This is a genomic window from Polaribacter tangerinus, assembly GCF_038024095.1.
Lineage (GTDB): Bacteria > Bacteroidota > Bacteroidia > Flavobacteriales > Flavobacteriaceae > Polaribacter > Polaribacter tangerinus.
The window spans coordinates 2,248,263-2,271,070 of the sequence record NZ_CP150668.1 but is presented as its reverse complement, the minus strand read 5'-3'; the positions used below and the strand labels follow the sequence as shown (position 1 = coordinate 2,271,070).

General features: G+C 31.9%; 17 protein-coding genes. 5 read left to right on the top strand and 12 right to left on the bottom strand.

The window, feature by feature from the left end; all coding sequences use genetic code 11:
• Positions 1-69 precede the first annotated feature (69 nt).
• From WHD54_RS09865 to WHD54_RS09855, 3 genes are all read left to right on the top strand, one after another.
• Positions 70-888, top strand: a complete 819-nt coding sequence (locus WHD54_RS09865; RefSeq protein WP_088323584.1) for a TlpA family protein disulfide reductase — start codon at positions 70-72, stop codon at positions 886-888.
• A 124-nt stretch (positions 889-1,012) separates the two neighbouring features.
• On the top strand, positions 1,013-4,162 hold the full coding sequence (gene ccsA / locus WHD54_RS09860) for a cytochrome c biogenesis protein CcsA (protein WP_088323585.1): 3,150 nt from the start codon (positions 1,013-1,015) through the stop codon (positions 4,160-4,162).
• A 154-nt stretch (positions 4,163-4,316) separates the two neighbouring features.
• Positions 4,317-4,832, top strand: coding sequence for a hypothetical protein (locus WHD54_RS09855; RefSeq protein ID WP_088323586.1), 516 nt, complete (start codon positions 4,317-4,319; stop codon positions 4,830-4,832).
• 92 nt (positions 4,833-4,924) lie between these two features.
• On the opposite strand, the gene WHD54_RS09850 is transcribed toward WHD54_RS09855, so the two are convergent.
• The 7 genes from WHD54_RS09850 to porU form a co-directional block, all read right to left on the bottom strand.
• Positions 4,925-6,562 (bottom strand): PBP1 and LysM peptidoglycan-binding domain-containing protein, encoded by a 1,638-nt coding sequence (locus tag WHD54_RS09850; protein WP_233130978.1) that lies wholly within the window; start codon positions 6,560-6,562, stop codon positions 4,925-4,927.
• 5 nt (positions 6,563-6,567) lie between these two features.
• A complete protein-coding gene (gene guaA, locus WHD54_RS09845) occupies positions 6,568-8,103 on the bottom strand; it encodes a glutamine-hydrolyzing GMP synthase (protein ID WP_088323588.1) in 1,536 nt (511 codons plus the stop codon).
• Between the two features lie 124 nt (positions 8,104-8,227).
• Positions 8,228-9,298 carry a 3-oxoacyl-ACP synthase III family protein gene (locus WHD54_RS09840; protein WP_088323589.1) on the bottom strand — a complete coding sequence of 357 codons (1,071 nt, stop codon included), beginning with the start codon at positions 9,296-9,298 and terminating at the stop codon, positions 8,228-8,230.
• 120 nt (positions 9,299-9,418) lie between these two features.
• Positions 9,419-9,802, bottom strand: a complete 384-nt coding sequence (locus WHD54_RS09835; protein WP_088323590.1) for a group III truncated hemoglobin — start codon at positions 9,800-9,802, stop codon at positions 9,419-9,421.
• Between the two features lie 4 nt (positions 9,803-9,806).
• Positions 9,807-10,289 (bottom strand): cytidine deaminase, encoded by a 483-nt coding sequence (gene cdd / locus WHD54_RS09830; RefSeq protein ID WP_088323591.1) that lies wholly within the window; start codon positions 10,287-10,289, stop codon positions 9,807-9,809.
• An 80-nt stretch (positions 10,290-10,369) separates the two neighbouring features.
• Complete coding sequence (gene porV, locus WHD54_RS09825) at positions 10,370-11,497, bottom strand: type IX secretion system outer membrane channel protein PorV (RefSeq protein WP_088323592.1); 1,128 nt, start codon at positions 11,495-11,497, stop codon at positions 10,370-10,372.
• 42 nt (positions 11,498-11,539) lie between these two features.
• Positions 11,540-14,932, bottom strand: a complete 3,393-nt coding sequence (gene porU / locus WHD54_RS09820) for a type IX secretion system sortase PorU (RefSeq protein WP_088323593.1) — start codon at positions 14,930-14,932, stop codon at positions 11,540-11,542.
• A gap of 202 nt (positions 14,933-15,134) precedes the next feature.
• On the opposite strand from porU, the gene gldJ reads away from it, so the two are divergent.
• Together gldJ and WHD54_RS09810 are read left to right on the top strand one after the other, a co-directional pair.
• On the top strand, positions 15,135-16,820 hold the full coding sequence (gene gldJ, locus WHD54_RS09815) for a gliding motility lipoprotein GldJ (protein WP_088323594.1): 1,686 nt from the start codon (positions 15,135-15,137) through the stop codon (positions 16,818-16,820).
• 69 nt (positions 16,821-16,889) lie between these two features.
• Positions 16,890-18,143 carry a UDP-N-acetylmuramoyl-tripeptide--D-alanyl-D-alanine ligase gene (locus tag WHD54_RS09810; protein WP_088323899.1) on the top strand — a complete coding sequence of 418 codons (1,254 nt, stop codon included), beginning with the start codon at positions 16,890-16,892 and terminating at the stop codon, positions 18,141-18,143.
• Here WHD54_RS09810 and WHD54_RS09805 read toward each other — a convergent pair.
• From WHD54_RS09805 to WHD54_RS09785, 5 genes are all read right to left on the bottom strand, one after another.
• Positions 18,133-18,984, bottom strand: a complete 852-nt coding sequence (locus WHD54_RS09805) for an N-acetylglucosamine kinase (protein ID WP_340767075.1) — start codon at positions 18,982-18,984, stop codon at positions 18,133-18,135. The two genes, WHD54_RS09810 and WHD54_RS09805, sit on opposite strands and share 11 nt — an antisense overlap.
• 94 nt (positions 18,985-19,078) lie before the next feature.
• Positions 19,079-20,494: a UDP-N-acetylglucosamine 4,6-dehydratase family protein gene (locus WHD54_RS09800; RefSeq protein WP_394364879.1), complete on the bottom strand. Its 1,416-nt coding sequence runs from the start codon at positions 20,492-20,494 to the stop codon at positions 19,079-19,081.
• Positions 20,495-20,529: 35 nt separating this feature from the next.
• Entirely contained in the window at positions 20,530-21,042 is a 513-nt protein-coding gene (locus WHD54_RS09795) for a DegT/DnrJ/EryC1/StrS family aminotransferase (protein WP_088323597.1), read from the bottom strand.
• Positions 20,996-21,634 carry a DegT/DnrJ/EryC1/StrS family aminotransferase gene (locus WHD54_RS09790; protein ID WP_088323598.1) on the bottom strand — a complete coding sequence of 213 codons (639 nt, stop codon included), beginning with the start codon at positions 21,632-21,634 and terminating at the stop codon, positions 20,996-20,998. The genes WHD54_RS09795 and WHD54_RS09790 overlap by 47 nt, the downstream gene beginning before the upstream one ends.
• 1 nt (position 21,635) lies before the next feature.
• A complete protein-coding gene (locus WHD54_RS09785) occupies positions 21,636-22,592 on the bottom strand; it encodes a hypothetical protein (protein ID WP_088323599.1) in 957 nt (318 codons plus the stop codon).
• Between the last annotated feature and the right edge of the window lie 216 nt (positions 22,593-22,808).

Genomic DNA, 22,808 nt, shown 5'->3' with positions numbered 1-22,808 from the left:
GGTGTCTTTGGTTCTTCTAATTGTACAGGTTACTGTTCTGCAGGTACCTTAACTACTAACTAATATAAAATGTTTAAAAAAATAGTTTTTAATGGTGGTTTAGTAATATTAGTATACATATTAATTGTTTTTATTGCTGGTACGCAAAAAATAATATTTCCTGTATTTATGATATTAGCATTTATTGTAAGTATGTTTATGTCTTATAAAAATGTCACAGCATCATTTATTCCACTATTATTAATATGGTTAATTCATTTGTTTTTACCCGATTCAAAACTTAATAATGTAATTATATATATTGTTTTTACACCTCTAACTTTTTTACTAGGTTATTACTTGAGAAATAAATTTTATTTTTTAAAAATACTTTATTTAATCATACTAATTTTAGTGGGTATATATGGGTTTTCAAATTTTTGGATGATAATCGAAAATTATAATGCTCGTCAAAAAAAAGATGCTCCAAAAATGGAGTTCATATCTGAAAATGGTAATCAAATTAGATTAGATACGATTCAAAATAAAATTATCGTTTTGGATTATTGGACTACCAGCTGCGGGGTTTGTTTTCAAAAATTCCCCAAGTATGAAGAGTTATTTATGAAATATAAAAACAATCCTAATATAAACTTGTATGCTGTGAATATTCCTGAAAGGAGAGATACTATTGGGCATGCAAAAAAAATGATTGAAAAATATAATTATCAGTTTCCAGTTTTATATTCTGAAACAGATACAGTTCCTAAATTATTAGGTTTTAATAGATATCCTCATGTAATAATACTTAAAGACAAGAAAGTAAGATACAATGGTTATCCAGTTCTAGAAGATGATGTCTATGTTCATAACTTAGAAAATGAAATTGAAAAATTATTAAATGAATAGAATAAAGCTTGCAAATGCTGGCTTTGTTTTTAATAATATTTAACACTTAAATATAAGATTTCTACAAGTGTTTTTGGGCTTTTATCCTTAAATTTGTGATTCTAAAAAAGAACTTCTACTAAGGATGAAAAAAATTCTGAATTTCCTCTACTCTACCCGATTAATGGCTGTTTTATTTTTTGTGTTTGCTGTTGCTATGGGTATCGCAACATTTATAGAAAATGATTTTGGCACACAAACCTCTAAAGCACTAATTTACAACGCTTGGTGGTTTGAGCTTATTATGGTGTTTTTCGTAATAAATTTCTTCGGAAATATATTTAGATATCGACTTTTTAAAAAAGAAAAATGGCCCGTATTAATGTTTCATGCCTCCTTCATTCTAATTCTGCTAGGTGCAGGAATAACTCGCTATGTGGGCTATGAAGGAATTATGCTTATAGAAGAGGGAGAAACAACTAATAAGTTTTTATCAGAAACTACTTATTTAAATGCTATTGTAGATGATGGCAATGTTCAAAAACCAGAAATTAACGCACCAATTTTACTATCGGCACTAGGAGAAAACAACTGGTCTTACTCCGATAATTTTAAAACTGAAACAACAGAAATAGATTTTAAATTTGAATTGGTTGATTATATCCCTTGGGCAGAAAAAAAACTTATTGAAGATGAAAATGGTAAAGAACATTTGTTTTTTGTAGAATCGTCTGAAGGAACAAGACATGAACATTGGATTGAAAAAGGGACTATTCAGAATATTCACGGAGTTTTAGTAGGTTTTGATGCTCCCGGTGATAATGCTACCCTTAGTTTTACCAACAAAGATGGAGTACTAAAAATGACATCAAAATCTGACGGAGATTGGTTTCGTATGGCAGATCAAGTAAAAGGGAAAATTACCAAAGACAGTATAGAAATCTTTAAATATTTAACTCTTCATACTATTGCAGACATGCAATTTGTAATTCCTAAACCAGTAGAAAAAGGAATTATGAAAACTGTAAGAGGCAAAAAAGATGATGCTAAAAAAGATGCTATTATAATTGATGTAACTGCAGGAGATGAAACAAAAAGAATAGAACTTTTTGGTAGTAAGTTTAATAGTACTGGTTCTAAAGAAATGAAAATTGCTGGGCTTAATTTTAGATTGTTGTACGGTGCTAAAATTTTAGAAACTCCCTTTAGTATAAAACTAAACGATTTTCAATTAGAAAAATATCCAGGGTCAGAAAGTGCAGCTTCATATGCAAGTGAAGTAACAGTTATAGACCCCAAAGAAACCTTTGATTACAGAATATATATGAATCATATATTAGACCACAGAGGCTACAAATTTTTTCAGGCTAGTTATGATTTATCTGGTGGTAAAGAGGAAACTCACCTTTCTGTAAATCATGATTTTTTAGGAACTTTTATTACCTATTTAGGATATTCACTTTTATACACTGGAATGATTACCATACTTTTTGCCAAATACACCCGTTTTGATGATTTAAAAAGTGGATTGAAAAAAATTAGAAAAAAGAAAATGACGCTTTCTTTAATTGGGTTTTTACTGGCCAGTACAATAATGTATAGCCAACATGACAGTAAAAACCATACTACAGAGAGAATTAACACTACCAAAATAGATTCCATTTTACAAGCAAATATAGTAGAGGCTTCACATGCCGAACTTTTTAGTAAATTGGTAATACAAGATGCAGGTGGTAGAATGAAGCCAGCACATACATTTGCCTCTGAACTGGTAAGAAAAGTAAGTCATTCTGATACTTTTAAAGGGATGAATGCTAGTCAAGTTTTACTATCTATTATAGAAAATCCACGATTTTGGTTTGAAGTTCCGGTGATATATCTCGAAGAGAAAAATCTTAAAATAAGAGAATATATTGGTATTGATGCTACTGCAGAATTTGCAAGTTTAGCAGATTTTATAACACCACAAGGAGAGTACAAAATAAGAGAAAAAGTTGCGGAAGCACAAAAAAAGAATGTTAGAAATAAATATGAGAAAGATTTAATTAATATAGACAAAAGAATTGGCTTATTGTACAGTGCTATTGGAGGTGGTATTTTAAAAATTTACCCAATTCCTGGAGACGAAAATAACAAGTGGGTTTCTCAACCAGAAACATCAGAAGCTAATTTTAAAGGAACAGATTCTGTATTTGTAAGACAGTCTTTACCTGTTTATATACAGTTTCTTCAAAAAGCAAAGAAAACAGGAAACTATACAGAGTCTAATAAAGTACTAGAAGGAATTAAAACATTTCAACAAAAATTTGGTGCAGAAGTAAACTTAAGTCAAGATAAAATTGATTTAGAAATTGCCTACAATAAAGCTCAGCCATTTCTTACTTTAGCAATGTATTATGGTATTGCTAGTTTATTTTTAATTGTTTTTGTTGTTTGGCAAATATTTGTTACTAGAAAATGGATAAATATTACAGTAAAAGGACTATCTATTGGTGTCGCCATATTATTTGTATTACACACTCTAGGGCTTCTTGCTAGATGGTACATTAGCGGTTATGCACCCTGGAGTAATGCCTATGAATCTATCATTTTTGTAGCTTGGGCAACTGTTTTATTCGGTCTATTTATGGGTAGAAAATCTGCTTTAACAATTACCGCTACTGCATTCTTAGCTGCAATAACGTTAGCATTTGCTCACCAAAATTGGCTAGACCCAGAAATTGCTAATTTACAACCAGTATTAAATTCTTGGTGGTTGTTAGTTCATACCTCTATTATTGTTGCAAGTTACGGACCACTTTCTCTAGGTATGATTTTAGGTATTATCGCATTATTCTTGATGGTATTTACAACCAAAAAGAATAAAAAAAGAATGGATTTAAATATAAAAGAGCTAACTATTATTAATGAAATGGCCATAACCATTGGTTTAATTATGCTCACTATTGGAAACTTTTTAGGAGGTATGTGGGCTAATGAAAGTTGGGGCCGTTATTGGGGTTGGGACCCAAAAGAAACATGGGCATTAATATCTATAATGGTTTATGCTTTTGTACTACATATGAGACTTATACCAGGCTTAAGAAGCAGATTGGCCTTTAATTTTGCTTCAGCTTTTGCTTATATGTCTATTATGATGACGTATTTTGGGGTTAATTTTTACTTATCTGGTTTGCATTCTTATGCTAGTGGAGACAGAGCAGTTACACCAACCGAAGCATATATGTATATTGCCTTTTTAACACTATTAACTACTGCTGCTCATTTTAAATATAAAAAGTATTTTAAAAGATAAATAACTATAAAAATAGATACATACATATCATATAAGTTTCTATTCTGTGATTAAAATTTGTACTTAATACTTATGATTATTCATAAGAAAATGTATTTTTGCTTTTAAAATAAAACTAATCTCTTGAAAATATTCGAGACGAAAAATTATAAAAATGTATCATAAAAATATAAAGTTACTTTTAGCCGGATTAATTACTGTTTGGTCTATTTATCAATTTAGCCAAGGAAATATTATGAATGGTATTTCTATACTTTTTTTAGCAGGTATATTTATTCTTTTTTACTTCAAAAATGAATTTATCTTACTTGCCTTTTTACAACTTAGAAAACAAAATTTCGAAGGTACTAAAAAGTGGTTGGGATATATTAAAAAGCCAGAAACTGCTCTAACTGTTAAGCAGCAAGGTTATTACAATTATTTACATGGTATAATGTTAAGTCAAACAAACATTACACAAGCAGAAAAATTTTTAAGAAAAGCAGTTAAATTAGGTCTTTCGATGAACCATGATTTGGCGATGGCTAAATTACAGTTAGCTGGAATTGCAATGACAAAAAGAAGAAAAAGAGAGGCTACTAACTTAATGGCAGAAGCTAAAAAATTAGATAAGCAAGGCATGTTGAAAGAACAAATGCAAATGATGAAACAACAAATGAAAAAAATTTAAGAAGTATTTCTTACAAATAACAAAAAACTCCGATAATATAATTATCGGAGTTTTTTGTTATGTATATTTTCTCATGCTAAGATTTGTGCAAATTACTCTAACCTTGTTAGAGTTAAATCTTCATTGTACTTTAAAATGAATAACCCTTTATTTTCTGGCACTTTAAAGCTTTGGTCTGTATAATCGAACTTGCTCTCAATTCTATAAGAAAAGCCTTCTTTAAAAGTGTTCTTTAACTTTTTTCCGGATGCTAACCTTATTAAAATATCATAGGTAATATCAAACCCTTTGGTGGCATAATAGGAAGGTAATGCACCATTAACTCTCTTATAAGTGGCATCAAAATCTTTGGCATAAAAAGAATCTTCTCTCAAATAATCGTTGCTAACATAAGTAAACTGCAACTGTGCCAATTTCTTGTTGTCAATTTTATTGTAGGTATTTAACTTATCAAAAGAAAAAACTCTTGCCTTTACTTCTTCTGGTAAACTGATTAAACTATTTATAGTACTTGCCACAATTACAGCATCATTAGTTGTTAGTACCACAAAATTATTCATATTGGGCTGTAACACATCGGTAAATTTCTCTTTTTTAATATATCCATCGTTCGATACAATGGTAGAAACCTTAAAAATAGAGTCATTTTGTTCCAATACCGCTGATATTTGAGAGGCGTTAAAATTCGATTCAGAGGTATTATCGGTAACCACGACAATATTCCCATCTTGAAAATTTTCGGAAATATAGTTGAGTAACTTTGCTCTAAACAACAACTTATTGGGATAGGTTTTTACTACTTTACTGTCTGTAAATTGAGTTTGTTTTTTTGAAAAAACAGGAAAAACGATTGGAACCTTTACTTTATCTGCAATAAAATCAACTTCCTCCGAATACAAAGGACCGAAAATTACATGATTTGAATTTAGGTCGTAATTAGAGACAATATTTTTAATATTTGTACTATTGCTCTCAGTATCATAGAGTTCTACAGCTACTGAAACACCTTGATTTCTAAGCGAATCGATAGCAATTTCTGCTCCTAAATACAAATCTGTAACAATATTGGCTAGTTTACTATTGCTAAAAATTTCAGTTTCAGTTAAGGTGTCTAACTCCTTTGCTCTAAAAGGCAACATAAATGCTACTTTTAAAGAAATATTTTCTGCAATGGTATCTTTATAAAGCAATTCTTCTTCCTCATACACCTCTTCAATTGGCAAAATTTTAATAATCTGCCCCAACTTTAAACCGTCTTTTAGTATTGGGTTTAGAGCAATAATAGCCTCTTTACTTACATTGTAGTACCTTGTTAGACCAATAAAAGTATCTCCTTTCTTTACTTCATGTACTTTAAATTCCTTTTCTAATTCAGCTATGTAGGCTTTTTTTTGAAGTTCTTTATCTGAAATTAAATCAATATTAGTAGTATCTAGACTTTGTACTGTTTCCCGTTGTTTTACAAGACTATCTTTCTTTGCCTTGGGTGAAATTTTAAATCCTTTTTGTGATTTTTTTCTAGGGATAATAATTACTGTATTCGCCGATGGTTTTTTTGTAATATCCGGATTTAAACGAAGTAAGTCTTTGGTTTTCATGTGTAACCTCTTAGCAATACCACGCATGGTTTCCCCTTCTTTTACTTTGTATTCGATGTACTTATTTTGCTGACCACAAGAAACAGTAAATGTTAATATGCACAGAAATACAAAAAGCTTGAGATTTTTCATATATTTTATTCCCATTCTATAGTTGCCGGTGGTTTAGAACTAATATCATATACTACTCTATTTACCCCTTTTACTTGATTAATTATTTTATTCGATGTTTTTTGCAAAAACTCATAGGGTAAATTTACCCAATCTGCCGTCATTCCATCTGTACTTTCTACTGCTCTAAGCGCAACTACCTTTTCATAAGTACGTTCATCTCCCATTACTCCTACAGAGTTTACAGGCAGTAACATAGCACCGGCTTGCCAAACTTTGTCATACAAACCTGCCTCTTTTAAACCATTGATAAATACAGCATCTACTTCCTGTAAAATACGAACTTTTTCTGCGGTAATATCTCCTAAAATTCGAATTCCCAAACCAGGGCCAGGAAAAGGATGACGACCCAAAAGTTCTTTATCTATTCCCATAGAAGCGCCTACTCTTCTTACCTCATCTTTAAAAATCATTCGCAAAGGCTCTACTATTTTTAGTTTCATAAAATCTGGCAAGCCGCCAACATTATGGTGACTTTTTATGGTTGCAGATGGACCTCCGTTTACAGAAACAGATTCAATAACGTCTGGGTAAATTGTACCTTGTGCCAACCAAGTTACGTCTGTAATTTGATGCGCCTCATCGTCAAAAACTTCTATAAATGCGTTTCCAATGGCTTTTCTTTTCTGCTCCGGATCTGTTATGCCTTCTAATGCCTTTAAAAAACGTTTAGAAGCATCTACTCCTTTAACGTTTAAACCCATTCCTTCATACTGCGCTAACACACTTTCAAACTCATTTTTACGCAACAAACCGTTATTTACAAAAATACAATATAAGTTTTTTCCTATGGCTTTATTTAAAATAACAGCAGCCACCGTAGAATCTACACCACCAGAAAGTCCTAAAACAACTTTATCACTTCCTACTTTTTCTCTAATTTCTGCAACGGTACTATCTACAAAAGAATCGGGTGTCCAAGTTTGAGCAACTTGTGCTATTTTAACCAAAAAATTTTCTAATAGTTTTTTTCCATCAGTAGAGTGATACACTTCTGGATGAAATTGTATTCCGTAGGTTTCTTCTCCTTCAATTTTGTAGGCTGCATTTATTACATCTGTCGTACTCGCTAATAAAATTCCGTTTTCGGGAAGAGCTTTAATCGTATCTGAATGACTCATCCAAACCTGACTACCTGCCTCAATACCGTCTAAAAATAGTTCGTTATTCTTTACAAAAGATAAGTTTGCTCTACCATATTCTCTGGTATTAGATGGAGCTACCTCACCTCCCGAAAAATGTGCCAAATATTGTGCGCCGTAACATACAGCTAACAGCGGTTTTTTACCTCTAATATCGGATAAATCTGGATGTAAAACATTTTCACCTCTAACAGAGTTGGGGCTCCCAGAAAGAATTACTGCTTTAAAGTTTGTGTAATTTTCTGGTAATTTGTTGTATGGATGAATTTCACAGTAAATGTTTAATTCCCTTACTCTTCTCGCAATTAATTGAGTGTATTGCGATCCGAAATCTAAAATAAGTACGTTGTGTTCTTGCATGCGCAAAAATAATATTTTGATTTTAATTTAAACACAAACTTTTAAATAAATTTATGTTCACTAGATGGCCAAAAAGCTATCAAATATTGTAAACAATTAAGTTCAAAATAAAACTTAAAAATGATTAAAATCGGTAAACAATGGCATTAATATTCATTCCTGCACCTACAGAAGCAAAAATTACCACATCTCCTTTTTTAACTTCTTGATTTTCTATGTTACCTTTTAGTACCAAATCTAATAATGTAGGAATTGTTGCCACAGAACTGTTTCCTAACTTATGTATACTCATAGGCATTATTGCTACAGGAGGTTGCTTTTTATACAATCTATAAAATCGTTTTATAATTGCTTCATCCATTTTTTCGTTCGCCTGATGTATAAAAACTTTTTTGACATCATCAATATCTACACCACTTTTATCTAAAGCAACTTTCATTGCTGCAGGAACTTTGGTTATGGCAAATTCATATATTTTTCTGCCTTCCATCTTTATATAACGAACATTTTTATCTTCGAGTGTATTAAAAGAGTTTCCGAAATGCAAAAAATACGCTTCGTCTTTAGAAAAAGTTTGAGTTGCATGACTTAAAATACCAGATTCAAGCGAATCTGTAGTTGTTTTTTCAACAATGCATGCACCTGCTCCATCGCTAAAAATCATTGAATCTCTATCGTGTTTATCTACAACTCTAGATAATGTTTCTGCACCAATTACCAAGCATTTAGAAGCAATACCGGCTTTAATAAATGCATTTGCTTGTATAACACCTTCTACCCAACCTGGGCAGCCAAACAAAATATCATAGGCAACACAATTCGGATTTTCGATACCCAATCTGTATTTTACTCTCGAGGCTAAACTTGGTAAAATATCACTTTGAATTGCGCCTTTTTTAACATCACCAAAATTATGTGCCAAAATAATATAGTCTAAATCCTCTGGCTGAATTGCAGCATTTTCTATGGCTTTTTGGGCTGCGAAAAAAGCTAGGTCTGAAGTTTTACAGGTGTCTTTTGCATACCGTCTTTCTTCGATACCAGTAATTGCCTTAAACTTGTCGATAATAACCGAATTTTCTGAGGCAAAGTCATCACCATTATTATCTAAAAAATTAGCGTTTAAAAAAGACTCATTTTTAGTATTTATAGAGGGGATGAAAGTACCTGTACCCGTAATTTTTGAACAAATCATATGTGTAAATACTTTTTGATATTTATTGATTTTTGAAAGTTAAAAAAAACCAATGAAAAGAACGAAAAAATGTTCTAAAAAGTATGACATTCAACAGGTTATAAACACAAATTCATAGCCCTATTTGGCAAATAAATTCATTTTAATTTGCATAACTGATGCTATAGAAGTTGCACTCTGCTTCATTCTTTCTGCTAAATTTCCTTCGAAACTTTTTTCAATAGTTTTGTGTAAATACGATGTCCAGATTTTAAAATGTTCCTTTTCAAATTTTACAGACCTATTTTTGTCAAGGTGTTTTTGCATCGTATTATTTTTATACAGCTTTGTACCTAATAAAATATCGCTCCAAAAATCTGTAATTACTTCCAAATGTTGCTCTAAACTGTTTTCTTTTAATATGTCTTCGAAAAAAGGAATCATTTTTTCATCCAACAACAAACTATCGTAAAACTGTTGCAAAATCATTTTTATGTCTGCTCTTGTTGCTATATCTTTTTTCATGAGTTTATAAATAAGACTTATCGAAAGAAAAGGGTAATAAAGAAAGTAAGGAAGTTGTTTTTATAACTTCTCCTACTTCACCCATAAAAATTACTTCGAAAGGTTGTTGTTGATTTATTTCGTACTCTGAGAGTGTTTGCCTACACGCACCACATGGCCCAACTGGCTTATCTACTAACGTTATAGAAGAACTTGCAGAAATAGCTATTTTTAAAATTTTAACCCCCGGAAACAGTGCTCCCGCTTGCCAAATAGCTACTCGTTCGGCACACATGCCCGACGGATATGCGGCATTTTCTTGGTTGTTACCTATTACTATATTTCCATTTTCTAATAATAATGCAGCGCCAACACTAAATTTAGAATATGGAGCGTAGGCATTTTTTCTAGCTTTTACGGCTCTTTGCATCAACTCTTTATCGGCTAATGGTAATTCTGACATTGTTGAAAACAAGGTTGCTTTTGCCGTTATCGTAATATCTTTCATGTATGAGAGTGTCAAAAAAAGCAGCCTTTAACGACTGCTTTTTGTATGGATTATAAATTTACTGAAAAATATGCTTCTATTTAGAAAACATCATAAATTTCTCCTAAATCGAAAGAAAGTGAAAATCTCAAAGAATTTTCTAATGGGTTATTAACATCAGATGAATTTACCAAATACGACAAATCGATATTTAAAGCATTGGTTCTAAAACCACCACCTAATGTAAAATATTGTCTGTTTCCTTTTTCTTCGCTTTCATGAAAATAACCTGCTCTTAAAGCAAATGCTTGGTTGTATAAATACTCAGCTCCCAATGCATAAGTAATTTCTTTTAACTCTTCACTAAATCCGCCCGGTGCATCACCAAAAGAGCTAAAAATACCATTTACAAAACCAGTATCTTGCTCCGAACCATCTGGTTGTGGTGTTGGCACTAATAGTTTTGTAAATTCTACTGTAGTAGATATGGTGTTGTAATCGTCTAGAATAAAGTCGAAACCTCCACCTAATTTTAAATTTGTTGGAATAAAATCTTCTTCACCAGGAACATAAGAAACTTTCGGACCAATGTTAGCGATGTTAAAACCGAGCCTGTAACGTCCGTTAAAATTTCCATAATTCTCTTCTGTAGATTGATAATAACCCGAAACGTCTACTGCAAAAGAATTGATAGGCTGCAGCGCGTTTCCTGCAGTACCGTTAAATGCCAAGTTAGAACGAATGTATTTTAAAGAAACTCCCATAGCATAGGTTTCACTTAAACGTAACGAATAAGAACCCGTAAAAACCAATTCATTCGGGTTTATAGAACCATTGTTGTTTCCCTGACTATCTGTTAGGTCTATTTGACCGAGAGAAAAATATTTAAAATCTGCACCCCAAGCGGCATTTTCACTAAAACGATTGATGTAAGAACCACTTCCTATAAAAATATCATCTGTTAAATTTCGTAACCATGGCGAGTAAGTAATTCCTGTTTTTATTTGACGGTCGCTAAAAGCTATTTTAGCGGGATTATGAAATAGTGAAAATCCATCTGCAGTAGTTGCTACCCCAATATCTCCCATACCTCCTGCTCTTGCATCTGGCACAATTAGTAAAAACGGAGTTGCAGTTGTAATTCCACCTGTTACCGGAGTATTTGTTTGTGCAGAAACTTTAGTAATTGTTAATAAAGCAACTAGAAAGTAAAAACTTATTTTTTTCATTGATGTATTTTTTCTCATTAATTTACAAATATCTTTTTTTTATCAGAGAATTACTAATTTCTCATATTTTTCAGACACCAAATTACTTGTTGTTGCCTTTACTCTTAACTTGTATATATAGACTCCTTTGGCTATTTTGTTGCCAAAATCATCACGCCCGTTCCAGCTTATATTTCGTGATAAATTTCCGTTAGTTTGAACTTGCTGATGTATTGTTTTGACTAATTTACCAGCAATTGTAAAAATTTGTACTTGAACCTCTAACAGTTCATTTGGTTTGTTGTGATGAAACCAAAACTCTGTGTAATTTACAAAAGGATTCGGATAATTTAAAACATTTTCTAAATTTAAAATAGCATCACTTACTACCACAAAGTTCAACGTAGTTTCTGAAGAATTATTATAAGTATCCCACGCTTTTATTTTTAAAGTATGTGGCCCAACCGCCAAATCTCTAAATCGATAGGTAACTTTTCCTTTGGTAAAATCATTTAACTCTGTCTGATAAAAATCATTTAAAACTATTGGGTTGGTTGTGTCTCCATCTAAAATACCTACTATATCGTGGTCTACAGCTGTTATAGAAGTATTTATACCACTAGTATCACGCAACACAGCAATTAAATTTGGAGAGGCGTTGGTATTTCCACCATCCATAAAAGACTCATCGTTCATGTAAAGCTGTATTTCTGGCCCAACAGTATCCTCTGGCGCATCTTCATTAATACCTCCTACAACCACATCAAAATTATAACCAGCTTTTTCTAGCACGCCATTTTCTGCGTAAAAACTCAATTTTCCCTTTCCGTATGCAATTTTTACATCTTTCGGAACGATAAAATCGAACTTAAAAACACCGTTTTCTACGGTAGATTTTCCTCTAAACAATTTACTATCTTGAGTGTCGAAAGTTAATTTTATACCAAAATTATCATTGTCTAGAGTTGTTTTATCAATTGGCTTGTCGAAAACAGTAGTAAACAATGTACCGTTAAAATCATTTAAAAGAATATTGTTTTCATCTAAAACCTCGCCTTCAAAACGCACTTTAGACAATGCCTTTAAAGTATCTATGGCCTGAGAAATTGGTACTTCATTCAATTTTGTAATTCGCACGTTTGGGGTGGGAACTGCTAATTTCATCGCCGGATCTCCGAAGGCATAAATAAAGAATTTTTGTGCATTCGTAAAGTTATTTTTCGCCTCTTTTAAAGCCTCTGCTATGGTATAATCTTCTGCATTAAACTCTAATAAAAGGCGTATTAAAGACTCGTTAAAACGTTGGCCTACAGAAATAAAAACCTCTCTGGTAGTGGTTATCATACTCGCTGCACCTCCATTGGCATTCCATAAAGTAAGCTCTCCTGCAGTTGTTCTATTTGGATTATCGAAACGAGAAAAATCGCAGGTAACGGTAATTAGTAAAGGTAAATTTTTACTATTATTAAAATCTTGAATTTGTGGTTTTTCTAAAATTCGCTCAGAAGCAAAACCATCTTCCCCGCCATGTCCAAAATAATCAAACACAAGTGTTCCTTTTTCAATTGCGTTTGTAATAGCTGTTTTTACTTCTGGGTATCGCTCTCCTCCCGACGAGTTTTCTTGCAAATAAGCATCTGCATATATTTTTTGCACATTAAAAATGGGCTTGTTGTTTTTAATCTCATCAGCAATAGACTCTACGCCGCCCTGTATTACTTCCTCTCCGGTAGCATCGATATCATCGGCTAACAATGTAATGGTATTTCGCCAATCTCCTAAAGCACTTCTATCATAATAACTTAAAATTTTATCAACTACATTTTTGGCTTGTACCCTATCCGATACAGGAATTCTTGCAGAAACAACATCTACCGTATGAGAAACTTGCATGGTACCTTCATTGGGCTCTAGCATTACAAAATAATCATCGGTAACATATGAATTTGCCAAATTAAAACTTTCGTCAGACAGTTTTACAGGAACAATGTTGTTATTGTTTGAAATTCTGTCTTTATAATCATATGATGCATCGCCAAAAAAACAGACATATTTTAATTTTTTATCGGGCGTTGAACTGCTTGAATAGAGCATTTTTATAAAGTCTCTAATTCCGGTAATATCTTTAGAACCAGAAGAAAACTCGTTATAAATATCGTCTAAAAGCACCACTTTTGTAGAAAGATTGTTGTTCTCTTGGTGATACTTTGCTAGTCGCTGAGCTTCGGTAAATAAAAGATTGTTTGTAATTATTAAGTAATTAATTTCAGAAAGACTATGTAAATTCTGATTGGCAATTTTAGCATTATCGAGTATTTCTGGAATGTAAAAATCTGTTTCATTTAAAACAATATATTCCTTTAATACGCCACCATCATCATTAAAAATAAAATCAGCATCGGTGCTTTGATTTGGTATATTTTTAGGGTTGATAAAATCTGTAACATCCCAAATTTGATATACTGAAGTTGCGTTAGAAATTTGAAAACGGACGGTTCCGGTGGAGTCAAATTGCTCGAAACTGCGAAACGAAAACTGAAAATCTGATGCCGCTAAATTCTTCTTCCCTACAATTTCTATATAATCTAAAAATGTATTGGCAGAAGGATTTCCGTTATTATTGTATGTTAAGGTTACTTGTATAGACTCGGCTGTATTTAAAAAAGAATCCGACTTTTCTGCCGCTACTGCTTTGGTTAATCCACCAGCACTTACAGCAGGAAATGTTAAGGTGTACACATCGGTATTATTTGCTTTTACTACCATCGTAGAAGGTACTACAGAATTACAAACAGCTCGAGTAGTAATGGAAACTGGCTGATTGGGAACAGCATTTTTAAAAGGAATACGAAACGTTTTGGAGTTTTCTATATTAAAATCGTGTTTAAAAAACCATTGAGTACCTGCGCCAAATAAATTTAGTTCCTCTTTTTCGTAAAAAACAAAATCGTTAAATGACGTAATATTGGTGGTCGCTAAACTAGTATTTTCTTTTTGGTTCGTAATTCTTTTACCAGGTGTATTACCCACAGTAATAAAATAATAGGCGTTATCTGAATATATATTTTGCTGATGTTTAGCTGTTTTTGAGTTCGTATCAATTACCCAATCATGAGGTCCTTTAGCATAAAACAATATAAAATCGTTGTTATTAAATTCTCCGTCTTCCTCTCCAATTACAGCAATGGCATTTTCTTGTAAATCGTTGTATCTAAAATCGCTATTTAACTCTGGTAACAACTGTCCGCCATTTCCGTATATTTTTATATTTCTAGGATTCAAACCTTTGGTAGCAACACCAATTTTTTCTAAAAAATTTTTATCAATTTTAAAAACACCGGTGGTATCTACAGAAAATTTATACCAATCTCCAGTAGCTAAAACACTATTAGAGGTTTGTGCAAATACTGCTAATGCTATAAATAACGTAAAAAAGGTTGGTACTATTTTTTTCATAAATAATATTCAAATAACGCAAATTTATTAGAGATATTTTAGCAGAAACAAAGATAAATTATACTAAAAATAAAAAGGCTTCGTTCTTAGCAATACAAACAGTAAATAAGGATGCGTTAAAATTTACATTTTTCTTGTACTAAATTATATTTATCGTAAATTGCATCGCTATAAAATAAATTTAATAATTTTCTATCAGGAAATGAAAAACATATTTAAACTATCATTAGTTGTACTTACCACCCTACTTTTAACCAACTGTAATCGCAATAGTATTGGTTCTAATACTTCTCGTTTAACAGGCTTGTCTTTTAACGATCCTAAAAATGGTAATTACATCAGAAACAGCTCTTTTGAAGGGCAAGAACCACCTATGGGAATGGTTGCTATAGAAGGAGGTTCTTTTACCATGGGGCAAGTACAAGATGATGTAATGTTCGATTGGAATACCACGCCAAAGAAAATTCATGTTCGTTCTTTTTTTATGGATGAAGCAGAGGTTACCAACTCAGAATATTTTTTGTTTGTACAGTATATTAAAGATGTTTTTCCTCCTTCAGAAGAAGAATACAAACACATTTATACTTCGGTATTACCAGATACACTTGTTTGGAGAAAAAGCTTAGGAAATACAGATATTTTGTCTGAAAATTATTTTCGTCATCCTGCGTATGCAGATTATCCGGTTGTAGGTGTAACATGGTTACAAGCCAACGAATATTGTAAATGGAGAACAAATGCAGTCAATTTAAAAAAACTTATAGACAAAGGACACATCAAAAATATTTTTGAAAATGACACCTTACGTAACTTTTTTGACACAGATGTTTTCTTAGCAGATTCTGATAAACTTTTTGATGGAGATACCACTGTATACAAAAAAGGTGTTAAAACTAGGTCTATCAGAAAAAAAGGAGAACCAAAACCTGCTAAAGATGCTTTTCAAGGAAGAAAAATAACGCAAGCGGACGGTATTTTACAACAAAAATTTAGACTACCTACAGAAGCAGAATGGGAATTTGCAGCCAAAGCCATTATAGAAAATCGTGAATACAACAATATTCGTGGTAGAAAAAAATATGCTTGGGATGGTAAATATACGCGTGAGAAAGACAAAAGAAATCGTGGAAACCAACTTGCTAACTTTAAACAAGGAGAAGGAGACTACAGTGGTTTACCTGGTTGGAGTTCAGATGGATCTGATATTCCAATTCGTATAAAGTCGTATCCGCCAAATGCTTTTGGCTTGTATGACATGTCTGGTAATGTTGCCGAGTGGGTTGCCGATGTATACCGACCAATTATAGACAATGAAGCCAACGATTTTAATTACTTTAGAGGTAATTTATTTACTAAAAAAATGATTAATGAAGAAGGAAAAGTAGTTATTGTTGGAGATGAAGCTTCTGTAGAGTATGATACGTTACCAAACGGAAGTATTATTCCGAAACAACTACCTGGTTCTATAAAATATGTACCTATTACTAAAAGTGATGCTGTCTTTAGAACCAATTTTTCTAGAGCAGAAAACGCTAATATTGGCGATGGAGATTTAAATTCGACACGTTTTTATCAGGATGACGCTGAGCGTTTTGCATCGCGACCAAGCATGTATAACTCGCCTAAAAAACCTTCTAGAGAAATTGACCCAGAAACGGGTAGAGAAATTCTTAAAAATGATGCTAAAAAACGTAGAACTTTAATTAGCGATCAAACTAGAGTATACAAAGGAGGTTCTTGGGCAGATAGAGAATACTGGCTAGATCCTGCACAAAGAAGGTATTTACCAGAATATATGGCTACCAACTATATTGGCTTTAGATGTGTTTCGGACCAACTAGGCCCAATGACTTTTAACAAAAGAAAAGCAAGAAGTAAAGTAAGATAACTTATTTTTTTTAACCATATTTACTACCTCATTGTTATCTTTACAATGAGGTTTTTTATTTTAAAGAAAATGCAACTAGAAGAACTATACAAACTATATACTAAAAACTATTTAGTAACCACAGATACCAGAAATATTAAAAAAGGAGCCATTTTCTTTGCCTTAAAAGGAGACCATTTTAATGGGAATGAATATGCCATAGAAGCACTTGAAAAAGGAGCAAGTTATGCAGTTATAGACGAAGCAAAGTATCATACAAAAAATACAATTTTAGTGCACGAAGTTTTAGCAACATTACAAGCGTTGGCAAAACATCACAGAAAACAACTGAATATTCCTATCATAGGACTAACAGGAAGTAATGGAAAAACAACTACTAAAGAACTTATACATGCAGTGCTCTCTAAAAAATATAAAGCAGCTGCTACACATGGAAACTTAAATAACCATATAGGAGTTCCCTTAACGTTGCTCTCTTTTACGAAGAAAACAGAAATTGGAATTGTAGAGATGGGTGCTAATCATCAGAAGGAAATTGCCTTTTTAAGTACTATTTGCCTTCCAAATTTTGGATACATTACTAATTTCGGAAAAGCACATTTAGAGGGTTTCGGGGGTTATGAGGGAGTTATAAAAGGAAAAAGCGAACTGTACGATTTTTTAACGGAACAAAAAGGGACCGTATTTATAAATACAGCAGACCCGCTACAGGTAGCAAAAACCAACAATACTATTACCATTCCTTTTCACGATAGTTTACAATTTATAAGTGCCCATCCGTTTGTTGCGTTATCTTTTAAAAATATTGAAATACAAAGTCATTTAATTGGCGATTATAATTATACCAATATTGCTGCAGCCATTACTATAGGAAATCACTTTGGTGTTGTTGCAGAAGCAATGGTAAGTGCCATAGAAAATTATGTACCTACCAACAATCGGTCTCAGCTTGTAAAAACTGACAAAAACACCTTAATTTTAGATGCCTATAACGCCAATCCTTCGAGTATGAAAGCTGCTATTTTACAGTTTTCTAAAAATACAGCTCCTAGAAAAACCGTTATTCTTGGCGATATGTTCGAGTTAGGCACAGAAAGTGAAGTAGAACACCAAGCAATAGTAGACTTGGTAACAAAGCAGCAATTTTTAAACGTTTTTTATATAGGAAATCATTTTTACCAAACAAAAACAACCGATTATAAGTTTAAAGATTTCGAGGATTTTAAGGAGTATTTACAAAAAAAGCCTCTAGAAAACCAATACATTTTAATAAAAGGCTCTAGAGGCATGAAATTAGAAAGAGTTCAATCTCTTATACGTTAATGTTTTCTTTATGATACGCCAATAAATTATCGATAGGCCTTTGAATTACTCCGGTAATTTGTAGGTTATTTTTTGCTGCTACTTTTTCGAGAACATCCCTAAAATAATGTGCTATAGAACCTATAAAATAAATAGGAGTTTCTGAGGTAATTTTGTACGGTAAAATTCGATATTTAAAAAACTCTTGAAACCCTTTTTTAATGAGTTTCTTAATGTACTTTTCTTCTTTAAATTCAAACATAAATTTTGCAAAAGATGCCAAATACATATTCGGGTTGGCTTCTTTATAAATATTTCTTTTGATATAATCTGCCTCTACATTAAACTCTTTTTCAAAAGAAGCTGCCATGGCTTTGGGCATTTTTTTGTAGTAAAAATCTTTAATCAGTTTTTTACCAAAATAGTTTCCACTCGCTTCATCCATTAAAATATATCCTAAAGATGGAACCAACATTTGCATCTCTTTTCCATCGAAATAACAACTATTAGAACCTGTACCCAATATACAAACCATTGCGGGCTTTTTACCTGTTGCCGCATATACAGCTGCCAACATATCTTCTGCAATGTAAATTTTTGCATTTACAAAAATAGAAGCTAAAATTTTATGAAGTAATTCTACAGGTTTTGGAGTGCCACAACCAGCACCATAAAAATGAATTTCTGTAACCTCTTCTTTAATACTAATTAACTGAAACATGTTAATTATTCTGTTGTACAATTCTTCTTCTACAACAGCTGGGTTTAGCCCTAAAGTTCGAACTCTAAAGGCTTCTTCTTTATTTTTATGAATGGCTATCCAATCTGCTTTTGTAGAACCACCGTCTGCAATTAAAATCATAATACTAATGTTATTTTAATCAAATATAGCATAAGAAAAAAGAACAAGCAACAGCTTGTGAAACTTCAATCGTTTGCGTAAAAAAAAATACGTGTTAAACGTCTAAATTCTCGTATTCAGAATTCTGAGAAAGGTATTCTGGCACCAATTCTTTTATATTTTTTACAATTTCTAGATTGGTTAGTGTTTTACACTGCTTGTATAGGGTGTTTATCTTAGAAATAACGAAAGTCTCATTTATTTCTTCAGATTTTGCAATTAAAATCTTTTCGTGGTATGTTTTAGTGGTATTTTCTCCGTCTGCTAAAAGCTCTTCAAATAGCTTTTCGCCAGGTCTTAGCCCTGTAATTTCAATATCTATATCATCTGGATATTTGAGTCCAGAAAGAGAAATCATACGCTTGGCCATATCAAAAATCTTAACAGATTTTCCCATATCAAAAATATAAATCTCTCCACCTACACCCATAGTTCCTGCTTCTAAAACGAGTCTACAAGCTTCGGGTATGGTCATAAAATAGCGTGTAATATCTTTGTGTGTTACTGTTAAAGGGCCACCGTTTTCTATTTGCTTTTTAAACAATGGAATTACAGAACCATTAGAACCCAACACATTTCCGAAACGGGTAATAGTAAATTTTGTTGCTTTATGCTGTTTACTTAAACAACCAATATACATTTCTGCTACTCTTTTGGTTGCTCCCATTACATTGGTAGGATTCACTGCTTTGTCGGTAGAAACCATAACAAAGCCTTCTACCTTGCATTTAACAGATAAATCTGCCACTAACTTTGTGCCTAAAATATTTATTTTAAGTGCTTCATAAGGACTTTGCTCCATTAATGGCACATGTTTGTATGCTGCAGCATGAAATACTCTATTAGGTTGGTACGTTGTAAAAATTTCTTCCATTCGTTTTTCATCTCTAACATCTGCTACCAAAGTTATAAAGTTTGTAATTCCGTTTTGTACCAACTCTTGTTGTAAGTCATAGAGCGCAGACTCTGCTTGATCTACCAAGACCAACTGTGTTAATTGATATACTGATAATTGCCTAGAAATTTCGCTTTCTATAGAACCTGCAGCACCAGTTACTAAGATGGTTTTGTTGATAAAAACATCTTCAATTACCAGACTATCAGAAATAGATTCTTTACGTTCTAGTAGTAGTTCCGATAAAATATTGTCTGCTATTGTGCTTTTATTATTAGGTAATAGTCTTAACTCGATATGCAACTGATTGCATTTATGAGCAATTTTAATTAGCTGACTAGAAGTTATTTCTTCGTTATAGATAAATTGTTCTATTGAAAATCTATGAACAAAATCTAAATTTATACTTTCTATTGAAAAGGTTTTAAAATTATTTGGACCAGTTTTGATATTGAAAGTATCAAAAACAACTCCGACAACAACATATTTGGCATCATCTATTAGACGTAACTGCTCGCAAATAATATCGGGAGAAGTTACATCTCCATAAATTAAAACATTTCTTTTTTTTAACATCCGCATTGAACTTAGTTAGTAATTAAATCGATTACTTATAAAAATAAATCATTTATTACTTTTTTAATTTTTGCTAACTCTAAAGTAGAATAATTTACATTAGATGGCAAGCAAAGACCATATTTAAAAAGTTGTTTCGATACTTCTTCTCCAAAAAAAGTGTTTGTTTTAAATAATGGTTGTAAATGCATGGGGTTCCATAATGGCCTATATTCTATGTTATTTTTCACAAAAGCCTCTTTGATGTCATTACAGTTTACTTTTGATGTATTTTCGTCTATTAAAATACAAGTTAGCCAATGGTTTGAAAATGCTAAATCTGTACTTTCTGTAAATACTGAAACTCCTGGTTTATCATCAAAAATATTCTTATAAAATTGATTCATTTTCCTTCTTCCAGAAATATACTTTTGTAAAAACGGAAACTGATTCAGCCCAAAACTGGCGGCTAAAGAATTCATTCTATAGTTGTAGCCCACCTTGGAATGCTCGTAAAATGTTTTATTGTTTCTTGCTTGTGTTGCTAAAAAAATTGCTTTTTCTTTCATTTTTTTTACTTTTACACACAAGCGCACCACCTCCAAAAGTGGTTATTATTTTATTATTGTTAAAAGATAAAATACCAAAATCTCCGAAAGTTCCACATTTCTGTCCATCATATTCAGATCCTAAAGCTTCTGCAGCATCTTCTACTAAGGGAATGGAGTACTTTTTTGCTACTTGAATTATTTCATTCATTTTTGCAGGCATTCCGTATGTATGAACAAATAAAATTGCTTTTGGCTTGTTACCAGACTTTATACTACTACAAATAGCTTCCTCTAAACGAACAGGACACATATTCCAAGTATCTTTTTCACTATCGACAAAAATTGGTGTAGCGTTCAAATACATCACCGGGTTTACAGTAGCTATATAGGTAAATGATTGACATATAATAGGGTCTCCTTTACATACATCTAATAATTGTAATGCAATATGAATAGCTGCAGTGCCAGAGTTTAAGGCCGTTACCAATACATTTTCTCCTAAATAATTTTCTAGTTCATCTTCAAACAAAGAAATTGCGTTTTGGGAGAGACTTACTTGTAAACTTGTATTCTCAGTAGAAAAATTAGAAAGTGCTATTCTTTTAGACATTTTACAAATGTAGCTTTTTTAGTTTTTGAAAAAAATAGAAATAGCCAAGAACGCCGAGAGAGGAAATTCCTAAGAGTATTAAAACTTGATACTCAGTTGAAAGCTTGTAAGAATAGTAAACAATGCAGTTAATTACCAACTGTAAAAATGCATATATAAATGCTATTTTTAAATGAGATACTCCTAAGGTTTCCACTGATTTTTCGTACAAATGATGTTTATGAGCCAAAAATAAATTTTCTTTGGTAACAAAAAGTCGGTAACAAAAAGTACAAAAAGTATCTATGAAAAAAACCAATATCATTGCTAAAAAAATCAGTGCGTTTAGTTTGAAAGAAAAAAGTAACATTAAAAAAAAGACAAAAATACCCATTACGGTACTACCAACATCTCCAGAAAAAGCGAGGGCATGTTTTCTAAAATTAAAAAAACCAAATACTAGCAATGCTACTAACACATAAACTAATAAATTTTGAGGAACTAGTGTTTCAAAATAATTGATTGTAAGAAAGGTAGCAATGGTAATAATTGCATTAAAACCCAACATACCGTTTACGCCATCCATAAAATTATACGTATTTACACTACCAATTCCTAATAGTAAAAACACTATAAACAAAGCGTTTAGGTGAATACCATTAAATAGCTGATAAAAAACTAGCACAGTAACAATTACATGGATAAAAATTCTGAAAAAGGCAGAAAGTTTAAAAAAATCATCCAATAGACTAATGGAAGCTATCAATGCAATAGCACCAGTTAAATATGGGAATTGGTAACTATTGGTAAAAAAAAAGTAGAAAATTGCTATCACAAAAAGAATACCGATACCAACTACTGTTGGTTTCTTATGAAGGCTTCTAGTAGTTAAAGTTGCCTTCAAATTGTATTTTTCTGCTAGTGTATAATACATGTAAGAACTCAAAATTAATATGGCTAAAAGCAGTAAGTAGTTCATAGAATAGTATTTTTCTAAAAAAGGTTTTAGATGTACTACTAATGTATTAAAATTTTAGAGAACTAAAACAAAAATGTATTTCATCCATATAAATACTCCTTAAAACATTACATGAGTTTTCGAATTGATAAGCTTACTGAGTTATTTGATCATATCACCTTTATTTTGTAAAGAAAATTGATTTCTCTATACATAATGATAATTCAGATAAATTTC